Annotated in this window: 25 protein-coding genes and 1 tRNA gene; 13 read left to right on the top strand and 13 right to left on the bottom strand. The window is 64.2% G+C overall.

The genetic code is table 11. From position 1 onward, the window contains the following. The first annotated feature begins 87 nt into the window (after positions 1 to 87). On the top strand, positions 88 to 987 hold the full coding sequence (locus QA645_RS02530; RefSeq protein ID WP_283047969.1) for a LysR family transcriptional regulator: 900 nt from the start codon (positions 88 to 90) through the stop codon (positions 985 to 987). A gap of 3 nt (positions 988 to 990) precedes the next feature. Here QA645_RS02530 and QA645_RS02525 read toward each other — a convergent pair whose 3' ends face one another. The 8 genes from QA645_RS02525 to QA645_RS02490 form a co-directional block, all read right to left on the bottom strand. Beyond that, positions 991 to 1866, bottom strand: coding sequence for an ABC transporter permease (locus QA645_RS02525; RefSeq protein ID WP_254127702.1), 876 nt, complete (start codon positions 1864 to 1866; stop codon positions 991 to 993). Then, positions 1863 to 2696: an ABC transporter ATP-binding protein gene (locus QA645_RS02520; RefSeq protein WP_283047967.1), complete on the bottom strand. Its 834-nt coding sequence runs from the start codon at positions 2694 to 2696 to the stop codon at positions 1863 to 1865. Before QA645_RS02520 ends, QA645_RS02525 begins: the two co-directional genes overlap by 4 nt. Continuing rightward, positions 2693 to 3742: an ABC transporter substrate-binding protein gene (locus tag QA645_RS02515; RefSeq protein WP_283047966.1), complete on the bottom strand. Its 1050-nt coding sequence runs from the start codon at positions 3740 to 3742 to the stop codon at positions 2693 to 2695. The genes QA645_RS02520 and QA645_RS02515 overlap by 4 nt, the downstream gene beginning before the upstream one ends. Beyond that, positions 3742 to 4881, bottom strand: coding sequence for a 3-isopropylmalate dehydrogenase (leuB, locus tag QA645_RS02510; RefSeq protein WP_254191329.1), 1140 nt, complete (start codon positions 4879 to 4881; stop codon positions 3742 to 3744). The genes QA645_RS02515 and leuB overlap by 1 nt, the downstream gene beginning before the upstream one ends. Continuing rightward, on the bottom strand, positions 4878 to 5513 hold the full coding sequence (gene leuD, locus QA645_RS02505) for a 3-isopropylmalate dehydratase small subunit (protein WP_283047947.1): 636 nt from the start codon (positions 5511 to 5513) through the stop codon (positions 4878 to 4880). The genes leuB and leuD overlap by 4 nt, the downstream gene beginning before the upstream one ends. After that, the gene (gene leuC / locus QA645_RS02500) at positions 5514 to 6926 is read right to left on the bottom strand and encodes a 3-isopropylmalate dehydratase large subunit (RefSeq protein WP_283053639.1); all 1413 of its coding nucleotides are present in this window, start codon (positions 6924 to 6926) and stop codon (positions 5514 to 5516) included. Between the two features lie 162 nt (positions 6927 to 7088). After that, entirely contained in the window at positions 7089 to 8042 is a 954-nt protein-coding gene (locus QA645_RS02495; protein WP_283047945.1) for a LysR family transcriptional regulator, read from the bottom strand. A gap of 142 nt (positions 8043 to 8184) precedes the next feature. Then, positions 8185 to 8274, bottom strand: a tRNA-Ser gene (locus QA645_RS02490). A 224-nt stretch (positions 8275 to 8498) separates the two neighbouring features. Between QA645_RS02490 and QA645_RS02485 the strand changes: the two genes are divergently transcribed. Beyond that, a complete protein-coding gene (locus tag QA645_RS02485) occupies positions 8499 to 9362 on the top strand; it encodes an alpha/beta hydrolase (protein WP_283047943.1) in 864 nt (287 codons plus the stop codon). A gap of 286 nt (positions 9363 to 9648) precedes the next feature. On the opposite strand, the gene QA645_RS02480 is transcribed toward QA645_RS02485, so the two are convergent. Beyond that, positions 9649 to 10797, bottom strand: a complete 1149-nt coding sequence (locus QA645_RS02480; protein ID WP_283047941.1) for an ROK family protein — start codon at positions 10795 to 10797, stop codon at positions 9649 to 9651. A 331-nt stretch (positions 10798 to 11128) separates the two neighbouring features. Here QA645_RS02480 and rplU point away from each other — a divergent pair, with 331 nt between their 5' ends. The 3 genes from rplU (at position 11129) to QA645_RS02465 (ending at position 12626) form a co-directional block, all read left to right on the top strand. Beyond that, a complete protein-coding gene (rplU, locus tag QA645_RS02475) occupies positions 11129 to 11509 on the top strand; it encodes a 50S ribosomal protein L21 (RefSeq protein ID WP_283047940.1) in 381 nt (126 codons plus the stop codon). Positions 11510 to 11608: 99 nt separating this feature from the next. Beyond that, positions 11609 to 11878 (top strand): 50S ribosomal protein L27, encoded by a 270-nt coding sequence (gene rpmA / locus QA645_RS02470; protein WP_027533352.1) that lies wholly within the window; start codon positions 11609 to 11611, stop codon positions 11876 to 11878. A gap of 154 nt (positions 11879 to 12032) precedes the next feature. Next, the gene (locus tag QA645_RS02465; protein ID WP_254127694.1) at positions 12033 to 12626 is read left to right on the top strand and encodes a GNAT family N-acetyltransferase; all 594 of its coding nucleotides are present in this window, start codon (positions 12033 to 12035) and stop codon (positions 12624 to 12626) included. A gap of 162 nt (positions 12627 to 12788) precedes the next feature. Here the strand turns inward: QA645_RS02465 and QA645_RS02460 are convergent, their stop codons facing one another. Then, entirely contained in the window at positions 12789 to 13703 is a 915-nt protein-coding gene (locus QA645_RS02460; RefSeq protein ID WP_283047935.1) for a DMT family transporter, read from the bottom strand. Between the two features lie 219 nt (positions 13704 to 13922). Here QA645_RS02460 and QA645_RS02455 point away from each other — a divergent pair, with 219 nt between their 5' ends. The 3 genes from QA645_RS02455 to QA645_RS02445 all read left to right on the top strand — a co-directional run bounded on the left by QA645_RS02455 (position 13923) and on the right by QA645_RS02445 (position 17391). Then, positions 13923 to 14405, top strand: a complete 483-nt coding sequence (locus QA645_RS02455) for a MaoC family dehydratase (protein WP_148778426.1) — start codon at positions 13923 to 13925, stop codon at positions 14403 to 14405. An 85-nt stretch (positions 14406 to 14490) separates the two neighbouring features. Then, positions 14491 to 15531, top strand: a complete 1041-nt coding sequence (gene obgE / locus QA645_RS02450; RefSeq protein ID WP_254127691.1) for a GTPase ObgE — start codon at positions 14491 to 14493, stop codon at positions 15529 to 15531. Between the two features lie 225 nt (positions 15532 to 15756). Continuing rightward, positions 15757 to 17391 (top strand): alkaline phosphatase family protein, encoded by a 1635-nt coding sequence (locus tag QA645_RS02445; protein ID WP_283047932.1) that lies wholly within the window; start codon positions 15757 to 15759, stop codon positions 17389 to 17391. 134 nt (positions 17392 to 17525) lie between these two features. Here the strand turns inward: QA645_RS02445 and QA645_RS02440 are convergent, their stop codons facing one another. Further along, the gene (locus QA645_RS02440; RefSeq protein WP_283047931.1) at positions 17526 to 18491 is read right to left on the bottom strand and encodes a Bug family tripartite tricarboxylate transporter substrate binding protein; all 966 of its coding nucleotides are present in this window, start codon (positions 18489 to 18491) and stop codon (positions 17526 to 17528) included. A 199-nt stretch (positions 18492 to 18690) separates the two neighbouring features. On the opposite strand from QA645_RS02440, the gene proB reads away from it, so the two are divergent. Continuing rightward, complete coding sequence (gene proB / locus QA645_RS02435) at positions 18691 to 19812, top strand: glutamate 5-kinase (RefSeq protein WP_283047929.1); 1122 nt, start codon at positions 18691 to 18693, stop codon at positions 19810 to 19812. Positions 19813 to 19818: 6 nt separating this feature from the next. Here proB and QA645_RS02430 read toward each other — a convergent pair whose 3' ends face one another. Beyond that, the gene (locus QA645_RS02430) at positions 19819 to 20115 is read right to left on the bottom strand and encodes a type II toxin-antitoxin system RelE/ParE family toxin (RefSeq protein ID WP_254127687.1); all 297 of its coding nucleotides are present in this window, start codon (positions 20113 to 20115) and stop codon (positions 19819 to 19821) included. After that, complete coding sequence (locus QA645_RS02425; RefSeq protein WP_254127686.1) at positions 20105 to 20383, bottom strand: type II toxin-antitoxin system ParD family antitoxin; 279 nt, start codon at positions 20381 to 20383, stop codon at positions 20105 to 20107. Before QA645_RS02425 ends, QA645_RS02430 begins: the two co-directional genes overlap by 11 nt. A gap of 194 nt (positions 20384 to 20577) precedes the next feature. Between QA645_RS02425 and QA645_RS02420 the strand changes: the two genes are divergently transcribed. The 4 genes from QA645_RS02420 to rlmH all read left to right on the top strand — a co-directional run bounded on the left by QA645_RS02420 (position 20578) and on the right by rlmH (position 23685). Next, positions 20578 to 21873, top strand: a complete 1296-nt coding sequence (locus tag QA645_RS02420; RefSeq protein WP_283047926.1) for a glutamate-5-semialdehyde dehydrogenase — start codon at positions 20578 to 20580, stop codon at positions 21871 to 21873. A 23-nt stretch (positions 21874 to 21896) separates the two neighbouring features. Further along, positions 21897 to 22541: a nicotinate-nucleotide adenylyltransferase gene (locus tag QA645_RS02415; RefSeq protein WP_254127684.1), complete on the top strand. Its 645-nt coding sequence runs from the start codon at positions 21897 to 21899 to the stop codon at positions 22539 to 22541. A gap of 199 nt (positions 22542 to 22740) precedes the next feature. Then, a complete protein-coding gene (gene rsfS / locus QA645_RS02410) occupies positions 22741 to 23097 on the top strand; it encodes a ribosome silencing factor (RefSeq protein WP_254127683.1) in 357 nt (118 codons plus the stop codon). 105 nt (positions 23098 to 23202) lie between these two features. After that, positions 23203 to 23685 carry a 23S rRNA (pseudouridine(1915)-N(3))-methyltransferase RlmH gene (gene rlmH, locus QA645_RS02405; RefSeq protein WP_254191324.1) on the top strand — a complete coding sequence of 161 codons (483 nt, stop codon included), beginning with the start codon at positions 23203 to 23205 and terminating at the stop codon, positions 23683 to 23685. Positions 23686 to 23719: the final 34 nt, after the last annotated feature.

The raw sequence follows: 23719 nt of genomic DNA, 5'->3' as shown, positions 1-23719 counted from the left end.
ACTTTGCCGCTGGCGCAGCATGCATTTTATTGCAGGCTCGCTTATAAGATAAGCCGGAAAGAACTCATCAATTCATGAGCTTGACCTATGAATGTCACTCTGCGGCAGCTGCGGGCTTTCACCGGCGTGTACCGCACGCGCAGCATCACGCGGGCGGCGCGCGAGCTCGGAATCACGCAATCCGCCGCAAGCCTCCTGATCCAGCAGCTCGAGGTCCAGCTCGGCGTCAGGCTGTTTGACCGCTCGACGCGCTCCGTGCAGCCGACGCCCGCGGCCGACGAGGCCTATCATTCCGCCGAACGGATGCTGGGCGACGCGCTCGGCCTGTCACGTCGCATGCGCGACCTCGCGCAGGCGCGCGCCGGCCGCGTCGCGTTTCTGGCCTCGGCCGGCGCCGCATCGTCGCTGCTGCCGCGAGTGCTAGCCACATTCCGCACCGCTCATCCCGACATTGAAATCGACATGCGCGACATGGCGGCCGACGATCTCGTGCCACGCATGATGTCGACGGACGCGGAATTCGCGATCGGCAGTGTGGAAGGTGAATTCCCCGAGATGACGATCGAGACCCTGACCCGCGGGCGCCTGAGCGCAATCGGCCGGCGCACGGCGGACTTCGCCGCGCGGCGCTCCCTGACATGGGACGAGCTGGCGGAGCGGCCGACGATCGCGATGCGGCGCGAGACCCGCATCCGCATGCAGATCGATCAAGCGCTGAGCGCGCAGGGCAAGCGCCTCACGCCCACCCATGAAGTGACACTCATCAACACCGCACTCGCCATGACGGCGCAGGGACTGGGACTTGCCATCCTTCCCGCCACGATGCTGCCGGCCGATCAGTTTCCGACCCTGATCGCGAGGCCTCTGGTGCGGCCGGCCATCACGCGGCCGGTGTCGCTGCTTCAGCGTCAGGGTCGATCGCTGTCGCCGGCAGCGCAGGCCTTTGTGGCGACGGCGCGAACGGTGCTGGCGCAGCGATCCGGGTGAGCGCTACTCCGCGAGATTGTGCTGCTGCCAGCGCAGCAGATAGGCCTGCAATCGCCAGATCAACGCGGACAGCGCAACACCGACCAGCATCAGCACGATGACGGCGACCATCATTCCCGAGGCTTCGGCGCGCGCCTCGGACTCGATGATCAGGCGCCCGATGCCCCGCTCCGCGCCGATGAACTCGCCGACGATCACCCCGATCAGGGCGAAGGAAATCGCAGGCGTCAGCGAGGCGAAGACCCAGGCCATGGTCGAGGGGATGACCACCGTGCGGGTGATCTGCCACTCGCTGGCGCCGAGCAGCCGCGCAGCATTGACAAAGCCCTCGTCGATCGAGCGCGCACCCTCGAACGTGTTGAAGAAGACGAGAAACACCACCACGATCCACGACGTGACGATCTTCGAGGTATCGCCAATGCCGAAAGCCAGCACGATGATCGGCGCCAGCGCGATGCGGGGAATCGAATTCACCGCCGTGATGAACGGCTGGAAGATGGCGCTCAGCCGATCCGAACGGCCGAGCACGAGGCCGGCGGCAAAGCCGCTGCTGACGCCGGTGACGAAACCGAAAAACGTGTTCTTCAGGGTGACGGCGGTCGCGATCCAGAGATTGTTTTCGGATCGCGCCATGCAGCGGCCGAATTCGCCATTGAACCAGCCGTTGAACACGCCGAGCTTCGACTTGAGGCAGCTCAGGATCAGGAAGTGCTCGAAGATGTCCGATGGCTTGGATATGAAATAGGGATCGAGCAGATCCGGCACCAGCCAGGGAAGACGGCCGTGCAGATCGTAGCCCCACTGCCAGATCGACAGCAGGCCGAGGCAGATCAGCGCCTGCCATGCCAATGTTCTGCCGGGATGGCGCGCGCGTCTCATGGCTTGCGGCCCTTGATGAATTCTTCCCCAAGCGAGTGCCAGATCAGCTGAAACAGCTCGGCATAACGCGGGGTTTCCCGGATCTTCACCGCGTTACGCGGGCGGGCAAAATCCACCGCAAAACTCTCCTTGATCCGGCCGGGCCGCGCAGAAAACAGGATGATGCGATCCGCCAGCGTCAGGGCCTCGCCGAGATCATGGGTCACGAACAGCACGGTCTGCTGCTCGCGTTCCCAGATGCGCAGCAGCACATCATGCATATCAATCTTGGTGTGGGTATCGAGTGCCCCGAACGGCTCGTCCATCAGCAGAACCTGCGGCTCGACAACCAGCGTTCGCATCAAGGCCGCGCGCTGGCGCATGCCGCCCGACAAGGCGGACGGATAGGCGTTACCAAAGCCTTCGAGCCCGGCATGCTTCAGACAGGCATTGACCCGATCCTTCCGCTCAGCGGCCGGGACGCCCGCCAGCTCGAGGCCATAACCGATATTGTCGGCGACGGTGCGCCAGGGAAACATCGTATCGCGCTGGAAAACGTAACCGACATCAGGCGTCGCCTTCCCGTGAACGACGGGCGTTCCGTCAATCAGGATCTCGCCGCTGGTTGGTTTGAGCAGCGTCGCGATCATGTTGAGCACGGTGCTCTTGCCTGAGCCGGATGGTCCCAAAAGAGCGACGAATTCGCCGCGCCGGACACTGAAGGAAACGTCGCGCACGGCCTCGATGGCGGCCCCCGCCAGCTGGAAGGTCTTGCACAATCCGCGCACGTCGATGCGCTGCGTCTCGGGCGACGCAACGAACTCCGACGCATGCATGGCCTGCACGGTCAAGCCGGATAGGCCTTGCGAGCCGCTTCGATGAAGCTGGTGTTGACGACGTCGGCCATCGCGAGCGGCTTGATGCCGGTCATTTCACGGAACCAGACCTTCTCACCGCGCGCAAAGCTCGCCGCATCGATGATGCAGTCATAGTCGGTGACCTTCTTCATGACACCGATGTCGAGAAGATTCGCCTCGCGCGACGTACTCCCGACATAGGGCTCGATCGCATCATAGATCTCTTCCGGAGAATGCCCCTTGATCCACTGGGTGGCGCGCCACAACGCCGTGACGAACGCCTGCATCTTCTGCGGGTCCTTGTCGATGGTCGACTGCAGCGTGAAGTGCGACGTCACCGGGACCTTGCCGCCGATATATTTGGCCCAGACCGCCTCGTCCGTTCCATCGAACAACAGCGCGCCCCAGCCCTGCTCGACCGAATCCTTCAGGATCGATGGCGAGTTGATGAGAACATCGACCTGTTTCGTTTTCAGCGTGCCCATCATGGTGTCGACATTGCCAGTGCCGATCCAGGTCACCTTGTCGTCCAGCCCCATGGTTTCCATGTAGTAGGAGGCCCAGACGTGGTTGGTGCCGCCCAGCGACGACACCGAAACGATCGGCTTGCGCCCGTCAGGCCTTTTCCACTTCACCAGCGCATCCAGCGTGGTGATGCCCTGATCGAACAGGTCCTTGCGGATGATGAAGATCGCCGCGTTGCTGCGCGTATCGACCGGCATCAGGACGCGCGCACTGCGACCGTGATTGCTGAGCTGCATCGGGTGGGTGATGTCGCCGATGCCGATATCGCCTTGCGACGAGGCGATGATCTCGCGCGTCTTCACGCCACTGCCGCCCTGGATCAGCTTGCAGTCGAGACCAGCGTCCTTGAAGAACCCGGCCCGGTCGGCGACGAATTGGGACTGATAGATCGGTATGGCCACCGGATAGATCGCCCGACCGGACGGGCTGTCCGCCCACGCCCGTCCTGCCGCGATGGAAGCGCCTGCTCCGGCGACAATCGTCAGCGCGGACCGTCTGGTGACCGTGGTCTTCATCACGCGTGCTCCCTCTCCTTGCCCGCGACTTTGTCGAGCGCGTTCAGCACCGCATCGCCCATCTCCTGGGTCGACAGTCTTTTTGCGCCGGGTTCGGCGATATCGGCCGTTCTCGCGCCGCCGGCGAGCGCCGTATCCACGGCCTTCTCCAGCAGCGTGGCATCATCGGGCCGATTGAGGGTGATGCGCAACATCATTGCGACGCTGAGGATCGAGCCGAGCGGATTGGCGATGCCCTTGCCCGCAATGTCAGGCGCGCTGCCATGAACCGGTTCATAGAGCGCCTTGCGGCGGCCCAGCCGGTCCGGCGGGCCGAGCGAGACCGACGGCAGCATGCCGAGCGAGCCGGACGCCATCGCCGCGCAATCGGAGAGAATGTCGCCGAAGATATTGCAGGTCACCATGACGTCGAACTGCGAGGGCGCGCGGACGATCTGCATGGCGGCGTTGTCGACATAGAGATGCGTCAGCTCCACATCCGGGAATTCCGCCTGATGCAGCGCGATGACTTCCTCGCGCCACAGCACACTGGTTTCCAGCACATTGGCCTTGTCGACGGAGCAGACCCGGCCCTTGCGCGTCCGCGCCAGCTCGAACGCGGTGCGCGCCACCCGGCGGATCTGGCTGGTGGTGTATTGCTGGGTGTTGAAGCCGCGACGCTGGCCGTCAGGCAGCGTTTCGATGCCGCGGGGCTCGCCGAAATAGATGCCGCTGGTAAGCTCGCGGATGATGATGAAGTCGACGTCCTTCAGCACAGCGGCCTTGAGCGGCGCAGAGTCCGCCAACGCCGGATTGGCGACGATGGGCCGCAGATTGGCATAGAGGTCGTACTTGCTACGCAGCGACAGCAGGCTTCCCGCCTTGCGCGCCGCCGGAGGCACTTCCGTGGTTTCCGGTCCACCCGTCGCGCCCCAGAGGATCGCGTCGGCCTCCTCCATGGCCTCGACGGTGTCATCGGGCAACACCTTGCCCGTCGCGAGATAGGGGATGAGACCATATTGCGCTTCGCGCAGGACCACCGGAGCACCGCGGCGGTCCGAAAACCATTTGAGAATGCGATGGGACTGGTCGGTCACCTCCGGACCGATGCCTTCACCACCGACTACAGCGACCTTGATCGTGTTCGAGAGCGTGTTCATACCGTTTGTCCTGAAAAATGAATCCACGGCCGCGCATTGCGGTCGGAAGCCTGGAAGGCGCGGATCTCGGGGTCGCGCCGCAGCGTCAGCGAAATCTCATCCAGGCCTTCGAGCAGCCCTGCGCGCCGGCGCGGATCGATCTCGAAGACGTGCCGCACGCCCGATGGTGAGGTGACCGTCTGCTCCTGAAGGTCGACACTGAGGCGCCCGGCGCCCTGGCTCGCTTCGATCTCGGCCGCGAGGCCATCGATGACGGCCTTGTCCAGCACCACCGGCAGGATGCCGTTCTGGAAACAGTTGGCGAAGAAGATGTCGCCGAAGCCGGATCCGATGATGGCGCGGACGCCCATCTCCTGCAGCGCCCACACCGCCGCCTCCCGCGACGAGCCGCAGCCGAAATTCGGACCCGTGACCAGGATTTCCGCCGCGCGATAAGGCTCGCGATTCAGGATGAACGCCGGATTGTCTGAACCGTCAGGCAGATAGCGGAGCGATCCGAACGCCCATTTGCCGAGACTGCCGCGGACGGAGTTTCCGATCATCCGGTTGATGCTGATGATGACATCGGTGTCGACATTGGTGCGCATGATCGGCGCAGCAATCGCGGTCAGCTTGGTGAAGGCCTGCGCCATCTAGCGCTCCATCGTTCGGACATCGGCGATGGCACCGGAGACCGCCGCCGCGACGGCCATGGCCGGGCTCGCCAGATGCGTGCGGGCACGCGGCCCCTGCCGGCCGATGAAATTCCGGTTCGAGGTCGACACCGAGCGCTGGCCGGGCGGTACGGTTTCGCCATTTGCGGCAAGGCACATCGAGCAGCCGGGCTCGCGCCATTCGAAACCTGCCTCGATGAAGACCCTGTCGAGCCCCTCAGCCACCGCATCGCGCTTGACGGTCTCCGAACCCGGCACGACCCAGGCCCGCACGCCCGGCGCCACCTTGCGGCCACGCGCGACCTCGGCCGCGGCGCGGAGATCGCTGAGGCGGCTGTTGGTGCAGGAGCCGATGAAGACCCAATCCACCTTGGTGCCGGCAATCGGCGCGCCCGGCGTCAGGCCCATATAGTCGAGCGCGATCTCGATCGCGCCGCGGCGCGCCGGATCGGCAATATCTGCGGGATCCGGAATACGGCCATCGACACCGAGGACATGTTCCGGACTGGTGCCCCAGGTGATCTGGGGGATGATCGTGGCGACATCGATCGACACCTCGCGATCGAACTTGGCGTCACTGTCGCTTTGCAGCGTTCGCCACGCCGCGACGGCCTGCTCCCACATCTCGCCCTTCGGCGCATAGGGACGGCCGCGGATGTACTCGAACGTCGTCTCATCCGGCGCGATCAAGCCCATCTTGGCGCCGAGCTCGACCGACAGGTTGCAGATGGTGAGCCGCCCTTCGATCGGCATGGCTCTTATCGCGCTGCCGGCATATTCGACAGCGTAACCGGTGCCGCCGGCGGCGCCGACATGGCCGATCAGAGCGAGGATGAGATCCTTCGCGGTGACGCCGAACGGCATGCGGCCGTCGAACGTGACACGCATGGTCTTGGGCCGCCGCTGGATGATGGTCTGGGTCGCCAGCACATGCGTGAGCTCGCTGGAGCCGATGCCGAAGGCGAGCGCGCCGAGCCCGCCATGGGTGCAGGTATGGCTGTCGCCGCAGACGATCAGGCAGCCGGGCAGGCTGAGACCGAGCTCCGGACCGATGACATGGACGATGCCCTGCCCGGGCTGGTCGATATCGAACAGCTGGATGTGGCTTGCCGATGTCTCGGCCCGCAACGCCGCCAGCAGATCCCAACCGGTCTTGATGGTGCCGGCGCGCCCGGACGCGGTCGAAATCGCGTGATCAGGCGTCGCGAAGGTCAGCTCGGGATTGTGGACCGGAATGTTGCGGCTCTTGAGGTCGATCAGGCCGCGGGAGCCGCCGAGGTCATGCAGCAGATGGCGATCGACATGAAGCAGATCAGTGTCATCGCTGACTTGCGCGATGACATGCTGGTCCCAGATTTTGGCCAGCAGCGTGCGACCACGCGTGTCCACGATCCGTCCTCCCTGTTCGGCATCTGACGTGCCGTGTTGCTGCCGATCATGCCGGCCGACAGCGATGTTGGGAAGCAGGATAGAAGTCCGTCGCGGAAATGTGCAGTGACGGTTGGGCAGGGAGCCATCGCGGCCGGCGATGGCAGGCCTCGCTCGCGCGCGACGTCAGCTTCTGCCGCGCACCACCGTCAGCCGGTCGGAGACGCCGCGCGTGACGAGACCGGCATCATCGTGGCTCCGCAAATGGTCCACCAGCAGCTTCGTCACCGGCGGCAGCGACTTGTAATCGCGCACGCCCATCACCAGCTCGCGGCGCGCCCAGGACTCATCGAGCGGGATGGTGACGAGACTGTCGACGCCGTAGCGGTCGCGCACGATCTCGAGCGGAACGATTCCGACCCCCATCCTGGCATCGACGACGCGGAACAGCGCATCGAAACTGCTGACGCGGATGCGCACCTTCATGTGCTGCCCGAGCGCCGCGGCGGCCCTGACGCACAGCGTCTCGATCGAGCTGCCCTTCTCCAGGCTGACGAAGTCGAAATCGACCAGCTCGCGGAAGCGAACGCTGCTCCGAGCCGCCAGCGGGTGGTCGCGCGTAACCAGCGCGACCAGGCTGTCGCTGCGATAGGACAGCAATTCCAGATCCTGTCCGTCGATGTTGCCGCCGAAAATGCCGATGTCGGCCCGGTTCTCCACCACCGCGCGCACGATCGCGGGGCTGAGATCCTCCTCGATGTCGATATGGACCAGCGGATGCCGTTCCAGGAACAGGCTGAGCTCGTCGGCCAGCGCTTCGAGGATCGCGGACTTGTTGGCACAGACCCGGATCAGCCCGCGCTTGCCCTGCCGAAATCCCGTCAGCTCGGCCTCGAGCTTGCTGAGGTTTCCCAGGATGATTCGGGCATGCTCGAGCAGGGCAAAGCCTGCAGGTGTCGGCTCGATCCCTTTCGAATGGCGGTGCAGCAATTCGACCTGGAAGCGCTCCTCGATATCCGAGATGCGGCGGCTGACCGCGGACGCAGCGATGTTCTTCTTCTCCGCCGCCTTCGCGATACTCTGCTCCTCGACGATCGCGGCGAAGAGCTGCAGCGTGAGGAGATCGATTTTGGCGGTCATCCGGAGGGTCCTCGGGCGGGTCTCAGACGAGCCATTGTGGAGAAGCTTGGCGGTCGGTCGCAAGTGCGGCGTCAGATTGCAGTCCGCTAGGGGACGCGACACCATTCAATATGCGAGGGCGGGGCTTTCAGGCCGTTTGTTTTGGCGGAGAGGGGGGGATTCGAACCCCCGATAGGCTTGCACCTATGCCGCATTTCGAGTGCGGTACAATCAACCACTCTGCCACCTCTCCTAGGCGCCAAATCAGGGGCGGACCCCCGCGGTTGGGCGTGTTCTAGGCGAGGATGGCGGGACAGACAAGGCGCGAAAGGGGAAAATCGCTGCCTCTTTCTCTGCACCCCTCGCCTGGAGCCCCGTTTCCATGGGAACGGGACTCTCAATTCTTATTTTGCCGCGTTTCTTGACGCGAACCGGCGTCCACTTCGCTTGAAAACGCTCTGCTTGGAAGGAACTGCCGTGGAGCACCTCAACATCAAGGCCAATGGCGCCGAATTCCACGTGGTTCGCGCCGGAACGGGCAAACCGCTGCTCTTGCTGCATGGTTGGCCGGAATTCTGGCTGACCTGGGAGCCGGTGATATCGAGGCTTTCGGACCGGTTCACGCTGATCGCGCCCGACCTGCGCGGGTTCGGCGACAGCGACAAGCCGGACGGGCCCTTTGGGCCGGACGGCCATGCGGCCGACATGCTGGCCGTGATGGAGGGGCTCGGCATCGCGCGATTCGGGGTCGTCGGCCATGACGTCGGCGGCGCTGTGATGCAGCCGCTGGCGCGGCGGGCGCCCGAGCGGCTCGCCGGGCTGCTCTTCTTCGATTTCGTCTATCCCGGCATCGGGCCGCGGATGGCCGCGCCCGACCGGCTCAACCACATCTGGTATCAATCCTTCCACCAGATGGAGATGGCGCCGCGGCTTGTCGGTGCGAGCCGCGAGAGCTGCCGGCTCTATATCGCGCACTTCCTGAAGAACTGGGCGCATCGCAAGGACGCCTTCGATGACGTCCTCGACCGCTTCGGCGACAACTACTTCAAGGACGGCAATCTCGTCGGCGGCTTTGCGCATTATCGAGCCTCGCATGCAGGCCGCGTCGCGATGATGAAGGGCGAAGCGCCGCAGCTTCCGCCAATCGAATTGCCGACCTGCGTGCGCTGGGCCGAGCACGATCCGCTGTTTCCCTATGAATGGACCGACCGGCTGGGAGAGACGTTCAGCGAGCTTGATCTCGCGATGTTTCCGGGCGTCGGGCACTTCCCGCATCGGGAGAATCCGGATCGGGCGGCGGCCGAAATCGCGGGGTTCTTTCAGCGCATCGGCTGGAGTTGAACAGCGGAAGCGCGGCGAGATGCTCACCTGCGGCCATCCTTCGAGACGCCCGCCGTTGGCGGGCCCTCAGGATGAGGTCGCGTTGTGTGGCGAGATATCAGACGTCAGAGGCGTTCAGAGAACGGGTGGGACCGCCAGACGCGGTAAACACTGGCGGTCCCGTGCCGCTCATCGAAATGCTGGCCAGGAAGGGCGGCTTCGCAGGCCCGCTTGAGGCGACGATTCGACCCTAGCGTGCAGCCGCTGCGCCGCAACGCAATCCGCTCCTTAACCTAACCAGTCAAGGTTACTCCTTGCCGTTCTTGTTGTTTTCCTTGGCCTTTTTCTTGGCGGCGTCCTTGCCGTTCTCCGCAGCGTCCTTGCCGTTGCCGCTGTCCTTGCGGCGATTGGTGAAGCGCGCATTGCCCAAGCCGGTGCCGATGGTGAGCACGCCCCAGCGCTCGACATCCTGCATGAACGGCACCTCCGAGAGGCCCTGAACCACGCCGTCATTGTGCATCAGGATCGCGGTGTCGTGCTCGCCGATCTCTGGAATGCCCTCGATCAAGCTCGCCGGGAGGTTGAATTTGCTGCTCTCCCAATTGCCCGGCAGGTTCTGCGCGCCCTTTTCGATCGAGCCGTCCTCGTTGATCACGCCGGGACAGGCGATGCCGATGAAGGGCGCAATCTTGAAGCCTTCGGTCTCGGCTTCCGTGATCAGTCCCTTCAGCATCTTGATGAGACGCTTCACCGCGCCTTCGCGCGTCGGCTCATCGTCGGCATGACGCCACAGCTCCGACTTCCAGACCGACGCCTTCGACAGATCCTTGGCCTTCTTCCAGCGCGTCTCGACCACGCCGCAGCGGATATTGGTGCCGCCGATATCGACCGCGAGAATCGCGTCATGCGCCTCGAAAATCCACGACGGCGCCAGATGCAGCGTGCCGATCAGGCCGGCTTCATCCGGATGCGCGCGGATCGGCACCAGGTCGATCTTGAAATCCTCGGCCTTGAGGATGATGTCGGTGCGCGCGATCGCGAGCTCGCCGAGCCGCGAGTCGCGAAAGCCGCCGCCGACCACGATGCGCTCGGTCTTCGCCCAGGCCTTGGTCTTGAGGAAACGCCGCGTGACGTAGGCGAGCTCCTGGGCGAATTCCTCGATCGCGCTGTGCACCACGGCGGAGGCCTCGGTGTCGTCGCCGACCAGCATCGCGTCGAGCACCTTCTTGCTGATGCTCTCCGACGGCTCCTTGCCGAACGGATCCTCGCCGGTCTTGCGCAGCGGCTTGCGCCAGCGGTCGAGGATCTTGCGGAACGCGCCCTTGCTGGCACGATCGCCGAGATAGCCGTCCTCGTCCTTCATCTCGATGTTGAAACTGTCGACATCCACCGACGGCAGCCGCCCGGCGCCGTGATGGGCGATGCCCGTCGTCCTGACCAGCTCGTCTGTTGCCATGGAAAGCCCTTGCCCGAATGCCAATTCGCGGGGACAACGGCGGTGGAACCCGTTGGTTGCAGCGCGGGCCGAGATTCGGTGCCCGGCGGGGAAAGAGCCCAAATCCTTCCAATCCGGGCCGTTTTCGGCAGTTTTCCTTGACTCTTCGGGTTTGGCGGCTATAAGTCCCACAATCGGCGCGGGGCGTTTCTCGCGCCGCTTGTTTTTGCGTGGGTTTTCAAAGGGATAACTCCCACCCGCACAAAACTCAGTAAACCCATAGCGACTGACAAAAAGCCGGCCCCTGACGTGACAGTCGTGAGGCCGGGATTGAACACGAAGGAAAACAACGATGTTCGCAGTCATCAAAACCGGCGGCCGGCAGTACCGCGTCGTTCCGGATGATGTCCTGGAAATTGGCAAGATCGAAGGCGAAGTCGGCACGATCGTGCAGCTGAGCGAAGTTCTGGTGGTCGGCGGTGACACGCCGGTGCTGGGCCTGCCCACGGTGGCCGGTGCGACCGTGGCGGTCGAGGTGCTCGACCACAAGCGCGGACCGAAGGTCATCGCGTTCAAGAAGCGCCGCCGCAAGAATTCGCGCCGCAAGCGTGGCTACCGTGACGAGATCACGGTCGTTCGCATCAGCGAGATCCTGACGGACAATGCGAAGCCCACCAAGGGCCCGCGTCCGAAGAAGGAAAAGGTCGCGAAAGAAGAAGCAGCCGCCGCATAAAATCGATCACGCCAATTCACGAATTGATGCGTGAGAAATTTTGAAATGATTCCGTCAAGGAATTGACCTAAGACATACGCAGGATTTCGGAGACGAGCCATGGCTCACAAAAAAGCAGGCGGTTCATCGCGCAACGGTCGCGATTCAAAGGGTAAGCGCCTTGGCGTCAAGGTGTTCGGCGGGGAGCGCGTGATTCCCGGCAACATCATTGCGCGTCAGCGCGGCACCACCTGGCATCCCGGCCTTAATGTCGGCATGGGCACGGACCACACTCTGTTCGCCAAGATCGAGGGCCGTGTTGAATTCCAGGCCAAAGCCAACGGTCGCACCTTCGTAGCGGTGCTCCCGCTCGCAGAGGCTGCTGAATAAACGGTGGATCTAATTTGGAGTCCGCCGGGTCCTTGACCGAACCGGCGGAGTCCAGAGATCAAGAGATCGACGGCTCCAGGGGAGGCAGGGAAACCGGCCTCCCCTTTCGTTTGTCGTGTTCACTTTTCCCTTAGTGACTTTGACGGAGCCGGACATGTTGCAGGACTTTTCGAGCGTGACTCTGCGGGAGGCGAGACCGAGCGTCGTCGCCACCGAGCGGCTGACCTTGCGGCGGCCGACCCTCGCCGACGTCAGGCCCATCGCCCTCCTCGCCAACGACCGCCGTGTCGCGGAAAACACCCGCCGCCTCCCGCATCCCTATTCTCAGGACGACGCCGTCGCGTTCATCCGCGCCACCGCCGCACGCGGCAGCGAGAGCGTGTTCCTGATCGAGCACGACAGCGGGCCGGTCGGCATGGTCGGCATCGACCGCTCCACGCCCGACAATGCCGAGCTCGGCTACTGGCTCGGCGTCGAACATTGGGGCCAGGGCTTTGCCACCGAGGCCGCACGCGGCGCGATCGACTTCTTCTTCGAGGAATTCGAGGACGACCATCTCTATGCGGGGGCGCGCGTCACCAATCCGGCCTCGCGCAACGTGCTGGAGAAGTGCGGCTTCCAGTGGAGCGGCGTGCAGCTGCACCGCTTCCTGGCGCTGGGCTCCTCGACGCCGGTCGACTGCTTCCGCCTCTCGCGCGGCGTCTGGTCGTCGCTGAAGAGCTGGAGCAGCGCGCGGCGGATGAGGTAGGGCGGGCGTTGCGTCATTCTCCACTGCCGTCCCCGCGAACGCGGGGACCCATAACCACAGGGCGGCGTGTGAGGCAAAACTCCCACTCCGAGTCTTCGCCAAACCACGCCCTGTGGGTATGGGTCCCGGATCTGCGCTTCGCTTGTCCGGGACGACAGTGAGCTACACCGGCGGATTGACCTCTTCGCTCGCACGCCCGAGATCGCGCTCACGCAGAAAGATGTAGAACCCGGCGCCGATGATGATCGCGGCGCCGACGATCGTGGCCACCTGTGGCACATCGCCGAACACCACGAAGCCGAAGATCACGGCCCAGACGATCATCGAATATTGATACGGCACCACCACGCTCGCCGGCGCCAGCTTCAGCGACCGGTTGACGCAGAACAGCGCGGTGACCGAGATGCATCCGGCCAGCGCGAAGAATACGAGGCTGCCCGGCGTCGGCGGCACCCAGTGGAACGCCGACAGCGCTGCGCCCAATGAAAACGTCCCGATGAATTGCGAGGACGCCATCACGATGTCGGGCGTCTTGCGCAGGCTGCGCGTGATCAGCATCAGGGTTGCAAAGGAAAGACTGCCGCCGAGCGCGATCAGCGCCGGCAGGCTCACCGTCTGCGCCGACGGCCGCAACGCGATCAGCACGCCGCAAAAGCCGATCAGGATCGCCGTCCAGCGCCGCCAGCCGACCCGCTCGTGCAGGAAGATCGCCGACATCGCGGTGACGAAGATGGGCCCGGCGAGATAGTAGGTGACGACGTCGGCGAGCGGCAGATAGACGGTGGCGAGGAAGAAGGCGGCGACCTCCAGCGTCGACAGCACGACGCGAAACAGCTGAAGCCACGGCCGCTCCAGATGCAGGAACTGATGACGCTGCCGCCAGATCAGCGGCGCCAGCAGCAGCAGTGCCGCGCAGGCGCGCAGGAACAAGAGCTGCCCGACCGAATACGTCCCGACCAGGAACTTGCCCATGGCGTCGCCGAACGAGAACATGGAGATCGACAGCACCATGAGGGCGATGCCGGCCAGGCGCGCCGAGCGGTCGTCATAGGCGGAAAGATTTTTGAAGAAGGGCATCGCTGTCGATCGTGGAAACGCGTCATTGCGAGGAGCTCTTGTGACGAAGCTCGCAATGACGGGCGGAGAGAGCGTCGGAAACCGGCGAATAGAGTCGCTTGCGGTCGTTTTAATGACGTGGGCCGCCGCGACAAGCCCGCGCAAGCCGAATTGAACGGATTGTCGCACTCTTCGCGCCGCGGTAGCGATAGATGCCTCACCGAGAAAAGAGCCGCAGACATGACCGACTTCGACCCCGCCCAGCACCGCATGATCACGGCGCAACGCTGGTTTGAGGATTTCGTGGTCGGCGAGCGTTTCGTGCTGCCGAGCCGCACCCAGACGTCGGCGGTATTTGCCGCATTCCAGACCGCGAGCGGCGACACCCACCCGGTGCACTACGACGTGGAATATTGCCGCGCCCGCGGCATGCCGCATCTGCTCGCCCATGGCTTCCAGACGCTGATCCACACCGCGCCCGGCGCCGGCCTGTTTCCGTTCATGGTGGAGGAATCCCTGGTCGGCTTCCTCGAGCAGTCGAGCCGGTTCCTCAAGCCCGTGTTCGCCGACGACACCATCTATCCGGCGCTCGAGGTGACCGAGCTCGTACCCGGCCGCACGACGGGTGCGGTGACGCTCAAAAGCACCGTGTTCAACCAGCGCAAGGAGCTGGTGCTTGAAGGGATGCAGAAATTCCTGATCCGGCGCCGCCCGACCGGTTAATCAAGGGCGCAAATTCGCGGAATTTCGGCCGATTTGCGGGGTCATCCGGGTTGCCGCGCGGGACCGGCTGGCCTACCTATGGCCCATGAAATTCCTCGACGAAGCAAAGGTCTATATCCGCTCCGGTGACGGCGGGAACGGCTGCGTGGCGTTCCGCCGCGAGAAGTTCATTGAGTTCGGCGGTCCCTCCGGCGGCAATGGCGGCCGCGGCGGCAATGTCATCATCGAGGTCGCCGACGGCCTCAACACGCTGATCGACTACCGCTACCAGCAGCACTTCAAGGCCCAGAAGGGCGAGAACGGCCAGGGCTCGGACCGCCACGGTGCCAACGGCAAGAACATCGTGCTGAAGGTCCCCGTCGGCACGCAGATTTTTGACGAAGACCGCGAAACGCTGATCCACGACTTCACCAATGTCGGCGAAAAGTTCGTGCTCGCCGAGGGCGGCAATGGCGGCTTCGGCAACGCGCATTTCAAATCGTCGACCAACCGCGCGCCGCGCAACGCCAACCCCGGCCAGCCCGGCGACGAGCGCTGGATCTGGCTGCGGCTGAAGCTGATCGCGGATGCCGGTCTCGTCGGCATGCCCAATGCCGGCAAGTCGACCTTCCTGTCCAAGGTCAGCGCGGCGCGGCCGAAGATCGCCGACTATCCCTTCACCACGCTGCATCCGCAGCTCGGCGTCGTGAACGCCGACGGCCGCGAATTCGTGCTCGCCGACATTCCCGGCCTGATCGAGGGCGCGCATGAAGGCACCGGCCTCGGCGACCGCTTCCTCGGCCATGTCGAACGCTGCCGCGTGCTGCTGCATCTGATCGACGCCACCTGCGAGCATGCCGGCAAGGCCTACAAGACCGTGCGCAAGGAGCTCGACGCCTATGGCGGGCTGCTCACCGACAAGATCGAGATCGTCGCGCTGAACAAGATCGACGCGGTCGAGCCGGACGAGCTGAAGAAGCAGAAGGACCGCTTGAAGCGCGCTGCCAAGAAGACGCCGCTGCTGCTCTCGGGCATCACCGGCGACGGCGTCAAGGAAGCGCTCCGCGCGCTCGTCGAGGTGATCGGCGAGGCCCCGGTCTCGGCCAAGGCCAAGAGCGCGGCTGAAGCGGAGCCCTGGTCGGCGTAATTGTCGTCCCGGCGAAGGCCGGGACCCATACCGCGTGATCTATCGGTTGCGGGCGGTTGCAGTACCGAACGACGAATCTTCGCCAAACTACTCCCTGTGGTTATGGGTCCCGACCTTCGCCGGGACGACAGTGGAGCGTATGACTCGGGGCATGCGCATCACTGGCTTGTCTTCGCTGGCGCGATAGCGCAGCATCAAACAATCAAGAAAATGCAGGGTCGACGCATGGCGCGCGCAAAAAACGTTCTCTGGATCATGTGCGACCAGCTTCGCTATGATTATCTCGGCTGCACCGGCCACCCCACGCTGAAGACGCCGAACATCGACGCCATGGCCAAGCGTGGCGTGCTGTTCTCGAAGGCCTATGTGCAATCGCCGATCTGCGGCCCGTCGCGGATGTCGTTCTACACCGGACGCTACATGCGCTCGCACGGTTCGCACTGGAACGGCTGGCCGCTGCGCGTCGGCGAGCCCACCCTTGGCGATCATCTCAAGAAAATCGGCGTCCGCAACGTGCTGGTCGGCAAGACCCACATGGCGCCCGACCTCGAAGGCATGAAGGCGCTCGGCATCCCGCCGGAATCGATGATCGGCGTACACGTCGCCGAGTGCGGTTTTGAACCCTATGAGCGCGACGACGGCCTGCACCCGACCGGACGGCCGCGTCCGAAATACGACGAGTATCTGCGCCAGCAAGGGTTTGAAGCCACGAACCCGTGGGAGCACTGGGCCAATTCAGGCGCCGCGGAAGACGGCTCGCTGCAGAACGGCTGGCTGCTGGTGCACGCCGACAAGGCCGCGCGCGTGCCGGACGAACATTCCGAGACGCCCTACATGACGCGGCGCGCGATGGACTTCATCAGCGAAGCCGAGACCGACGGCCGGCCGTGGTGCCTGCATCTGTCCTACATCAAACCGCACTGGCCCTACATCGCGCCCGAGCCCTATGCGAGCATGTATTCGACAGATGACATGATCCCGGTGATCCGCTCCGAGCGCGAGCGGCAAAATCCGCATCCGGTATTCGGCGCCTATATGGACATGCGCTACTCCCGCAACATGGCGCGCGATGATGCGCGGGAGAAGGTGATCCCGACCTATATGGGCCTGATCACCCAGATCGACGACCAGATGGGCGTGCTGATGAAGTTTCTGGAGGAACGCGACCTCCTGGAGACCACCATGATCGTGTTCACCTCCGATCACGGCGATTATCTCGGCGATCACTGGATGGGCGAGAAGGATCTGTTCCACGAGCAGTCGGCGAAGATCCCACTCATCATTATCGATCCGTCGAAAGAAGCCGACGCCACGCGCGGCACGCGCAGCGATGCGCTGGTGGAAGGAATCGATCTGGCGCCGACCTTCGTCGACTATTTCGGCGGCAAGGTGCCGGGCCATATTCTCGAAGGCCGCTCACTGCTGCCGCTGCTGCGCGGGCCGACGCCGCCTAATTGGCGCAAGGTGGCATTCTCGGAATACGACTACGCCATGCAGGACGTACGGCTGAAGCTGAACCAGCCGATCGAGCGCTGCCGCCTGTTCATGGTGTTCGACGGCCGCTGGAAATATATCCACGCCTCCGGCTTCCGCCCGATGCTGTACGACCTCGAAGCCGATCCGCAGGAGTATGTCGATCGCGGCGACGATCCGGAGTGCGCCGGCATCATCGCGCGGCTCCAGGCCGAGCTGTTCGACTGGGCGCTGCATCCGAACGACCACATCACCACGCCGCGCGAGAAGATCGCGAACTATGCCGACAACCAATTGCAGGTGAAAGGCGGGATCCTGATCGGCGTCTGGGATGAAGCCGAGCTCGCTGCGATCAAGGACGACATCGCCCAGCGCGCGAAGATGTAGACCCTCATGGTGAGGAGGCGCGAAGCGCCGTCTCGAACCATGCAGGCCCCCGCTGCAGCAGCCGGGCCTTCATCCTTCGAGACGCGCGCAAGGGCGCGCTCCTCAGGAGGAGGGGATAGAGCGCGAAGCGCGTCTCAATTCTCGATCTTGTACCCCGTCGCCTTCACGATCGGCTGCCAGAACGCCGTGTTGGCGGCGAGCTCTTTTGTCAATCCATCCGCGCTGCTGCCGACCGGAATCAGCCCGATCGCCGTCAGCTTCTCCTTCACGTCGGGCTTCGCCAGCGCCGCACTCGCGGCCGCGCCGAGCTTGCTCGCAAACTCTGGCGGACTGCCGGCGGGAAGCCACATGCCGTACCAGGCGTCCGCGACGAGATCGATGCCGCTCTCCTTCAGCGTCGGAACGTCAGGCGCGAACGGCGAACGCTCCGCGCTCGAAACACCGATGATCTTCACGCCCTTAGCGCGATGCTGCGGCAGCGCATCCGCCAGCGTGGTGATCCCAAAGGAAATGTGTCCGCCGATGATGTCGTTGAGGATCGGCGCACTGCCGCGATAGGGCACGCGCGTCAGGGGAATGCCGAGATCCTTTTCCAGCTTCGAGCCGGCGAAATGCGGAATGGTGCCGTTGCTCGGGACGCCAAACGAGGTCTTGTCGGGATGCGCCTTCAGCCACGCGACGAACCCCTTGAAGTCGGCGACATCCATGGCCGGGCCGACCACCAGTGCGAACTCGAACCGCGCAAGGAGCGACACCGGCATGAAATCCTTCGCCGTATCGAAGCTCGGCGTCGTTTCCACCATCGGCAGCAGGTACATGGTCGGCCCGGTCGTCACCAACACCATGCTGCCGTCGGGGCTTGCACCTTTCACCGCCTTGATGCCGATCAGGCCGTCACCGCCGGTGCGGTTCTCGACCACGATGGTCCGTTGCAGCACGGGCGCGATCTCCTGCGCGATCAGCCGGCACAGCGTGTCGCCGCCGGCGCCTGCCGCGAACGGGAAGATGATTTTGCTCAGCCCGGCCTGCGCGCGGGCCTCGCCGACCTGCGACAGCAGCGGCAATCCGAAACATCCGACCACGAATTTGCGGCGATCCATTCGTTTCCTCGTCCAGCCCACGATTGATTGGCGGCATTAGAACCGGGCTGGCACGCAAGACAAGGCCGACCTTCGCCGTTTACCGTCCCGCCCGCCTTGCGCCGGCCATCGTCCTGCTGCAAAAGCAGGCCTTAGCCGGCGCCGCTCTCCGCTCCGCCGTTTCCAGAGCAATTCGTCACACGCGCCGACACATACGCACATGGCCAGCCCCGAACTCAATCAATTCCGCCGCATCGTCGTCAAGGTCGGCTCCGCACTGCTGGTCGATTCCGACAGGGGCGAGGTACGTGCGTCCTGGCTCGCCGCACTCGCGGACGACATGGCCAAGCTGCACGAGCAGGGCCGCGACGTCCTCGTCGTCTCCTCGGGCTCGATCGCGCTTGGCCGCAGCCGGCTCAAGCTGCCGCGCGGACCGCTGAAGCTGGAGGAAAGCCAGGCGGCCGCTGCCGTCGGACAGATCGAACTGGCGCGGATCTGGTCGGAGGTCCTCGGGGCGCACGGCATCGGCGCCGGACAGATTTTGGTGACGCCTGGGGACACCGAGGAGCGCCGCCGTTATCTCAACGCCCGCTCCACCATCGGCAAGCTGCTGGAGTGGCGCGCGATCCCCGTGATCAACGAGAACGACACGGTCGCCACCAACGAGATTCGCTACGGCGACAATGACCGCCTTGCCGCGCGCGTCGCCACCATGGCGAGCGCCGATCTGCTGGTGCTGCTCTCCGACATCGACGGGCTCTACGACGCCCCGCCGAAGAACAATCCCAACGCCAAGCTGATCCCGGTGGTCGAGAGCATCTCCTCCGAGATCGAGGCCGTGGCGGGAGATGCCGAATCCGAGCTGTCGCGCGGCGGCATGCGCACCAAGGTCGAGGCGGCCAAGATCGCCACCACCGGCGGCACGCATATGCTGATTGCATCCGGCAAGATCGAGCATCCGCTGCAAGCGATCGCCAATGGCGGCCGCTGCACCTGGTTCCTGACGCCCGCGAACCCCATCACGTCGCGAAAACGCTGGATCGCGGGCACGCTGGAGCCGAAGGGGACGCTGACCATCGACGCCGGCGCGGTGACGGCGCTGCGCGCCGGCGCCAGCCTGCTGCCGGCCGGTGTGATCAAGGTCGAGGGCCAATTCGCCCGCGGTGACGCCGTGATCGTCCGCGGCCCCGACACCAGCGAGATCGGCCGCGGCCTGATCGCCTATGACGCCGAAGTCGCCGAGCGGATCAAGGGCCGGTCCTCCCCGGACGTGATGACGATCCTCGGCATCAGCGGCCGGTCCGAGATGATCCACCGCGACGATCTGGTGGTGGGCGGGTAACTCGGGCTATTGCATATCGTCGGCGCCAATATCCTGACGACCATGCATGACGCGGATGACCTCGATGCCGTCAGGCAACGGGACGTAGAAAATCACGTAGTTGCCGACGGCGAAGCTGCGCAGGTCCAGGCGCAACTCTCTGCGTTCTCGCCCGGCGAGCGGACTTTCCAGAAGCATCTCGAAAATCTCGCCGATGCGCGCGATCTGCTGGTCCGCGGCCCGAACACTGTCCGATGCGATGAAATCCCAGATTGAATCGAGATCTTGATCGGCTTGCGGGGCTTTGCGGAATCTATTCGCCACGTTTGCGCGCGGCCAATCGTTGCCGTCCCCGCGCCTTGATGTCGTTCATCCACTCTTTGGGATCGACCTCTTCCATCGGCCCGCTATCAAATCCCTTCTGGATTTCCTCCCGCAGCACCTCCAACTTGAGCTTGCGCCGCTCTTCGCGTTCCTCGACCAGACGAAGCCCTTCGCGCATCACCTCACTGGCGGTGGCGTAGCGGCCGCTCTCGACCAGGTTGTCGATGAGGTCCTCGAAATGCTTGCCAATGCTGTAGCTGCTAGCCATGGGAAGCTCCCTATCAAATAATGATACTTATTGATATCCGAGCTATTCGCAAGCCCTTGTCCGACTACCCGCGCAACCCCGGCCATTGGCCGACCCGATGGCGCAACCGGGGAGACCTGCCATACCCTCCCCGCCCTTCGCAGGCGCGGGATTTCCGTGCTAGGACACTGCCTTAGCAGAAGGTTGAACTCCCCATGGCCGCCCCTCTCAAAGCCGTTGACGGCAATGCCGATCTTCAGGCGCTGATGTCCGATCTCGCCACCCGTGCCCGCGCCGCCGCGCGCGTGCTGGCGCTGGCGCCGCCGGAGCAGAAGAACCGGGCGCTGGAAGCCATGGAGCGGGCGATCCGCAGCAATGCTGCAGCGATCCTCGCCGCCAATGCCGAGGACGTCGCGGAGGCTCGCGCCTCCGGCAATGCCACCTCCTCCTTCATCGACCGCCTGACGCTGACGCCTTCGCGTGTCGAAGGCATGGCCGCAGGCATCGCCGTCGTGCGCGGCATCGCCGATCCCGTCGGCATCGTGACCGAGAGCTGGCAGCGGCCGAACGGCATGACCATCGAGCGCGTCCGCGTGCCGCTCGGCGTCGTCGGCGTGATCTTCGAGAGCCGGCCCAATGTTGCGGCGGATGCCGGCGTGCTGTGCTTGAAGTCCGGCAATGCCGTGATCCTGCGCGGCGGCTCCGACAGTTTCCGCTCGTGCCGTGCCATCCATGAATGCCTGGTGCAGGGCCTGCGCGAAGCCGGCCTGCCCGAAGCCGCGATCACGCTGGTGCCGACGCGCGACCGCGCGGCGGTCGGCATGATGCTGTCCGGCCTCAACGGCGCCGTCGACGTGATCGTGCCGCGCGGCGGCAAGAGCCTCGTCGCGCGCGTCGAGCAGGAAGCGCGCGTGCCGGTGTTCGCGCATCTCGAAGGCGTCAATCACGTCTACATCGATGGCAGCGCCGATCTCGCCATGGCGAAGTCGATCGTGCTCAACGCAAAAATGCGCCGCACCGGCGTCTGCGGCGCGGCCGAAACGCTGCTGGTCGATCGCGCCGCGGCGGCGAAGACCCTGAAGCCGCTGATCGAGATGCTGATCGAGGCCGGCTGCGAGGTGCGCGGCGATGAAACAGTGCAAGCGACGAATGCGCGCGTAAAACCTGCCAGCGAAGACGATTGGGACACCGAATATCTCGACGCGATCATCGCGGCCAAGGTGGTCGACGGCGTCGACGGCGCGATCGCGCACATCCAGGATCACGGCTCGCATCACACCGATGCGATCGTGAGCGAGAATGAATTGGCTGCGAAGAAATTCCTCAGCGAAGTCGATTCCGCGATCGTGCTGCACAACGCCTCGACGCAGTTCGCCGATGGCGGCGAGTTCGGCTTCGGCGCCGAGATCGGCATCGCCACCGGCCGCTTCCATGCGCGCGGTCCCGTGGGGGCCGAGCAGTTGACCAGCTTCAAGTATCGCGTTCACGGCACAGGGCAGACGCGGCCGTAAGGCATGGCGCGAGGCGTGGGGCATTGAGTAACAATTTCGTCGCGCCACGTTTCTTCGCGCAGGCCATACCGCCCTACACGGAAGGCATGCGTATCGGCCTGCTCGGCGGCTCGTTCAATCCGCCGCACCAGGCCCATCGCGCGATCAGCCAATTCGCGCTGAAGCGCCTTCAGCTCGATCGTGTGTGGTGGCTGGTGACGCCGGGCAATCCGCTGAAGGAGAACGGCACGCTGCACGAGCTCGGCGCGCGCATGCAGGCGGCGCGCGACGTCGCCAACGATTCCAGGATCGAGGTGAGCTGTCTCGAATCCGTCATTCGTACCCGCTATACTATCGACACGATCAACACCTTGCGCCGCCGTCTCAGTGGCCTGCGCTTTGTCTGGATTATGGGCGCCGACAACCTCGCTCAATTCCATCGTTGGCAGCACTGGCGGCGCATCGCCGACCAGGTGCCGATGGCGGTCATCGATCGCCCGCCGCAGAGTTTTCGCGCCCTTGCCTCACCCGCTGCGCAGGCGCTTGCGCGCTATCGCCTCCCCGAGAATAAGGCAGCATTGCTTGCGGATCAGCGGGCACCGGCCTGGGTGTTCCTGACCGGTTTGAAGCTCAACCTGTCCTCGACGGGCTTACGGAACCCGGACGGGAGCTGGAAAGGTACGAAGTGAGACAGAGTTGTGGGGGACTACGGGCTCTCTGGCATATTGAAACCCTTAACCCCACATGATGTAGTGTAACCGGTGAGGGACGGATTCGGCCCTCGCGATACAGTGAAAGGAATGGTCCCTGGCCACGTCTGTATTGTCCAAGTCTGTTTTACCCAAGGCTACGAAACCGACGCGTAAAACATCGACCAAAGCTGCGGCCTTGAAGGCGCAACCCGACGCCGACAAGACGCTGAGCCTGATCCTCTCCCGCCTCGAGGATATGAAGGCGGAAGAGACGGTCACCATCGACCTTCGCGGCAAATCGGCATACTCCGACTACATGATCGTCACCACGGGCCGTGTGAACCGGCACGTTGGCGCGATCGCGGAGAACGTCGCGAAAGGCCTCAAGGAAACCGGCATCAAGAATATCCATGTCGAGGGCTTGCCCAACTGCGACTGGGTGCTGATCGATTCCGGCGATGTGATCGTGCACGTGTTCAGACCCGAGGTCCGCGAGTTCTACAATCTCGAGAGATTGTACACGCAGGGCCCAGGGGCGGCGAAGGCGATCTAGGCGCGGTCCGAGAGGCGACTGGCCGATTTCGAATCGGCCGACGCGCATGCTAGCGTCGTGCGCGCGCGGATTGCGCGCGGTCTGGAAACGCGACCCTAAGATCTCATGCGTGTTGCCGTCATTGCAGTGGGCCGGCTGAAGCAAGGGCCGGAACGGGAGCTTGCCGACCGGTATTTCGAGCGGTTCGACGAGGCCGGCCGCAAGCTCGGATTCCGCGAACTCACCATCCACGAAATCCCCGAGAGCCGCGCGCGCGACACTGCCACACGGATGGCCGAGGAGGCCGCGGCGATCGCCGCGCATATTCCCGAAAAATCGATTCTGGTGGCGATGGACGAGCGCGGGCAAAACCTCGATTCCACCGTATTCGCACGGAATCTCGGACGCTGGCGCGACGAGGGCGCCGGTCATACTATCTTCGTGATCGGAGGGGCGGACGGACTTTCGCCCGAATTGCGCCGTAAGGCCAAGCTCGCGATCGCGTTCGGCTCTGCGACCTGGCCGCACCAAATGGTCCGCGTCATGCTTCTGGAACAGCTGTATCGGGCCGCCACCATTCTGGCCGGCCACCCCTACCATCGCGCGTGATTCGCGCCACAACGAGCACTTTGCCCAAGAATCC

Source organism: Bradyrhizobium sp. CIAT3101 (genome assembly GCF_029714945.1).
Lineage (GTDB): Bacteria > Pseudomonadota > Alphaproteobacteria > Rhizobiales > Xanthobacteraceae > Bradyrhizobium.
This window is presented reverse-complemented; position numbering and strand designations above follow the sequence as displayed.